The 3,791-nt window shown below is 70.4% G+C and carries 5 protein-coding genes and 1 pseudogene; 4 read left to right on the forward strand and 2 right to left on the reverse strand.

The window, feature by feature from the left end; genetic code table 11:
* A pseudogene (locus D183_RS26040) lies at nt 1-193 on the reverse strand (transmembrane repetitive protein); the annotation flags it as partial.
* Between the two features lie 13 nt (nt 194-206).
* Nucleotides 207-803, reverse strand: coding sequence for an NfuA family Fe-S biogenesis protein (locus tag D183_RS0121465; RefSeq protein WP_017910809.1), 597 nt, complete (start codon nt 801-803; stop codon nt 207-209).
* 86 nt (nt 804-889) lie between these two features.
* On the opposite strand from D183_RS0121465, the gene D183_RS0121470 reads away from it, so the two are divergent.
* From D183_RS0121470 to D183_RS0121485, 4 genes are all read left to right on the forward strand, one after another.
* The gene (locus D183_RS0121470) at nt 890-1,231 is read left to right on the forward strand and encodes a 4a-hydroxytetrahydrobiopterin dehydratase (protein WP_017910810.1); all 342 of its coding nucleotides are present in this window, start codon (nt 890-892) and stop codon (nt 1,229-1,231) included.
* A 5-nt stretch (nt 1,232-1,236) separates the two neighbouring features.
* Nucleotides 1,237-1,668, forward strand: a complete 432-nt coding sequence (locus D183_RS0121475) for an energy transducer TonB (RefSeq protein WP_026144732.1) — start codon at nt 1,237-1,239, stop codon at nt 1,666-1,668.
* Nucleotides 1,669-1,753: 85 nt separating this feature from the next.
* Complete coding sequence (zupT, locus tag D183_RS0121480) at nt 1,754-2,575, forward strand: zinc transporter ZupT (protein WP_017910812.1); 822 nt, start codon at nt 1,754-1,756, stop codon at nt 2,573-2,575.
* A 126-nt stretch (nt 2,576-2,701) separates the two neighbouring features.
* On the forward strand, nt 2,702-3,791 hold a 1,090-nt coding region (locus D183_RS0121485; RefSeq protein WP_017910813.1), incomplete at its 3' end, for a DUF3300 domain-containing protein.

The raw sequence follows: 3,791 nt of genomic DNA on the forward strand, positions 1-3,791 counted from the left end.
GGCGCAGGGTCGCCGGCGGCTGCGCCGACGGCATCGCCGCGATCAGTTCGGGGGCCGCGAACGGCCGCGGCAGCGCAGGCTGCGCCGCGATCCAGTGCGCCCATGCATACGGCAGGCCGGTGCGGCGATCGCGCAGCAGCTTGCGCGGCGTGCGCGCCAACAACACATCGAGGATGTCGGCGGCGCGCGTCACCGGCAGCGAAACGTCAGGCGGCCGAATCGCGCGGGATGTAGGGAGCGCTGCCGCTGTCGTGGTCGGTGGCGTCGCGCACCGCGGTCACCTCCGGCACGCGGCCCATCAGCGTCTTCTCGATGCCCTGTTTCAAGGTCACGTCGGCCATGCCGCAGCCGTGGCAGCCGCCGCCGAAGCGCAGCAGCACCACGCCGTCGGCGGAGACTTCCTGCACCGCCACGCGGCCGCCGTGCTGGGCCAACTGCGGATTGACCTCGTTCTCCACCACCCAGCGCACCCGCTCCACCAGCGAGGCCGCCTCGCCCGGGGCTTCGCCCTTGATCTTCGGCGCCTTGATGGTGAGCTGCTGGCCAGTGCCCTGGGTGACGTAGTCGATTTCGGCGCCGTCGAGCCAGCCGACGCTGTCGGCCGCCACATACAGAGTGAAACCGTCGCAATCGATCGCCCATTCGTCGCCGGCCAGGTCCGCCGGCTCGGCGAACTCCAGCCGCGCATCGGCGCGCGGGGTGCCGGCATCGACCGCGCTCAGGCGCACGCCCATGCCGGGCACGGCCTCGCGTTCGAGCAGCTTGCGGAAATGGGCCTGTGCGTTGTCTGAGATCTGGATCATGCGGGTATTCTAGACCCTTCCACGCCCTGCGCTCATCGCGGGCGGTATCTTGACCGGCCCTGTCCGTTCCACCGCAGAGACCTTCCATGAACGACCTGATCCCGCTCGCCCAGGCCCATTGCTCGCCCTGCAAGGGCAGCGAATACAGACTGACCCAGGCGCGCCTGGCCGAACTGCTGCCGCAGGTGCCCGGCTGGGAAGTGGTCGAGAACGGCAACGCGATCAGCCGCACCTTCCGCTTCCCCGACTATTACCGCACCCTGGCCTTCGTCAACGCGCTGGCCTGGATCGCGCACCGCGAAGACCACCACCCGGACCTGGGCGTGCACTACGACCGCGTGGTGGTGCGCTATTCCACCCACGACGTCGGTGGCCTCAGCGAGAACGACTTCATCTGCGCCGCCAAGGCGTCCGCTCTTCCGGAATGACCCACATGACCGTTGCCGCCCGCCGTCTGCTCCCCCTGGCCTGCCTGAGCGCCGTGCTGCTCAGCGCCTGCGGCCAATCCCAGCAATCCCAGCAACACACCGTGACCCAGCCGCCGACCGAGGTCGGCGCGGTGAAGACACCGCCGCCGGACTACCCGATCGACGTGGCCTGCGCCGGCATCGGCGGCACCGTGGTGCTGAAGGTGGTGGTCGGCGTGCAGGGCAAGCCCACCGAAGTCGACGTGGTCACCGGCAGCGGCCAGGCCAAGCTCGACGCCTCGGCGCAGCAAGCCGTGCGCGGCTGGACCTTCAATCCCGCTACCCGCAACGGCCAGGCGGTGCCGTGGACCATCCAGGTGCCGGTCAACTTCAATCCGCCGCAGCCGCGCCCGGACCGTTGCTTCGCGCTGGACGCGCAGGCGCACAAGGCCGGCTGAACCACGGGCGCGCATCGCGCGCCTTCACGCGACGCCCGCACCGCGCCGCGTTTGATCGACGCCTCTTCCTCGGAGCCGTCGGCGCATGCTGGAGATCCCGCTGCACAATGTCCTGGTCGCGCTCGCCGTGACCCTCGGCGCCGGCCTGGCCACCGGCCTGGGCAGCGTGCTGGTGTTGTTCAGCAAAGGACCCAATCCGCGCCTGCTCGCCTTCGGCCTGGCGTTCTCCGCCGGCGCGATGGTGTACGTGTCGCTGACCGAGATCCTCGGCAAATCGATCGCCGCCTTCAGCGCCGCCTTCGATCCGCGCCTGGGCCAGGCCTATGCCACCCTGGCATTCCTGGCCGGCATGGTGCTGATCGTGGCCATCGACCGGCTGGTGCCCAATCCGCACGAAAGCCTCAACAGCCGCGACCCGCTGTTCCGCGACGACAACCGCGCCTACGTCAAGCGCGTCGGTCTGCTCACCGCGGTGGCGATCACCGCGCACAACTTTCCGGAGGGTCTGGCCACCTTCTTCGCGACGCTGGAGAGTCCGGCGGTGGGCATGCCGCTGGCCTTCGCCATCGCCGTGCACAACATCCCCGAGGGCATCGCCATCGCAGTGCCGGTGCATTACGCCACCGGGCGCAAGTCCTATGCCTTCGCCGCCAGCCTGCTATCCGGCCTGGCCGAGCCGATCGGCGCCCTGATCGGCTACGTCGCGCTGGCGCGCTTTTTGTCCGATGCGGTGTTCGGCGCGGTGTTCGGGCTAATCGCCGGGGTGATGGTGTTCCTGGCCCTGGACGAATTGTTGCCAGCCGCCAAGCGCTACGCGCAGGGGCACGAGACGGTATACGGCCTGGTCGCAGGCATGGCCACGCTGGCGCTCAGCCTGGTGCTGTTCCGCCTGTCCGCACCGGTCTGATGGCAGCGGCCGACGCCGGCTGAACGCGCGCTCGCTGGCCTGCGCGAGCACGCCGCGCAGAAAGGTCGCAGACACCCACGGCGGCGCATGCTGCGGCCACCTTCGCCCCGCTCGATGAGGTGTCGCATGGATCTCCGTCCCCTGCCCCCGGCCAGGCTGGCCCTGTTCACCGCCCTGAGCGTGGTGGCGCTGGGCGCCTGCCAGCGGCAGGACACGCCCACTCCTGCGGCCCAGGCCGATGCGCCCGCCCCCGCCGCAGCGCCCGCACCTGCACCCTACGTCCCACCCACCGCCGATCAGCTGTATCAACTGGTCGCGCCGATCGCGCTGTTCCCGGACAAGCTGCTGGCGCAGACCCTGGCCGCCTCGGTGTACCCGGACCAGGTGGTGTCCGCGCAGGATTGGCTGCGCAACAACCGCACCCTGTCCGCCACCGACCGCCTGCAGGCGGCCGCGGCGCAACCCTGGGACCCCAGCGTCAAGGCGCTGACCGCCTTCCCCGACGTGGTCGACCAGTTGGCCGGCAACGGCGACTGGACCCGCGCGCTGGGCGACGCCTACGCCCACGATCCCAACCAGGTACTGGATGCGGTGCAGGTGATGCGCCAGCGCGCGCAGGCGCAGGGCCACCTGCGCAGCACCCCGCAGCAGCGCGTGCAGGTGGTGCAGCGCACCGTGGTGGAGCCGGCCCCGGCCTATGCCGACGCGGTGCCGCCGCCGACCCGCACAATCGTCATCGAACCGGCGCAGCCGGACGTGGTCTACGTGCCGCGTTACGATCCCGACGTGGTCTACGGCGAACCGGTCAACGTCTACCGCGAGTACCGCTATCGCCCGCCGCGCCCCTACTACGACACCGGCGACCTGGTCACTGCCGGCATCATTTCCTTCGGCGTCGGCGTGCTGGTCGGCGACGCGCTCGAACACCACCACCACAGCGTGTTCGGCTGGCTGGAACCGGCGCCGCCGTGGCACAGCTGGGGCTGGAACAACTGGGGAGTGAACTGGAACGCGCCGCCGTCGGCGCCCAACTACGTGGTCTACCGCAACAGCGTGTACGCGCCGCGCACCACCATCATCAATAATCACTACGACAACCGCAGCTACGTGCACAACGACTACCGCGGTGCGCCGCCGCCGGTTGCGCCGATGGGCGGTCCGGGCGGGCAGCAGGCCTTCGCTGCCGCGCGTGCGCCGGGGGCCGCGATGGCCGCCA

Source organism: Xanthomonas sp. SHU 199 (assembly GCF_000364665.1).
Lineage (GTDB): Bacteria > Pseudomonadota > Gammaproteobacteria > Xanthomonadales > Xanthomonadaceae > Xanthomonas_A > Xanthomonas_A sontii.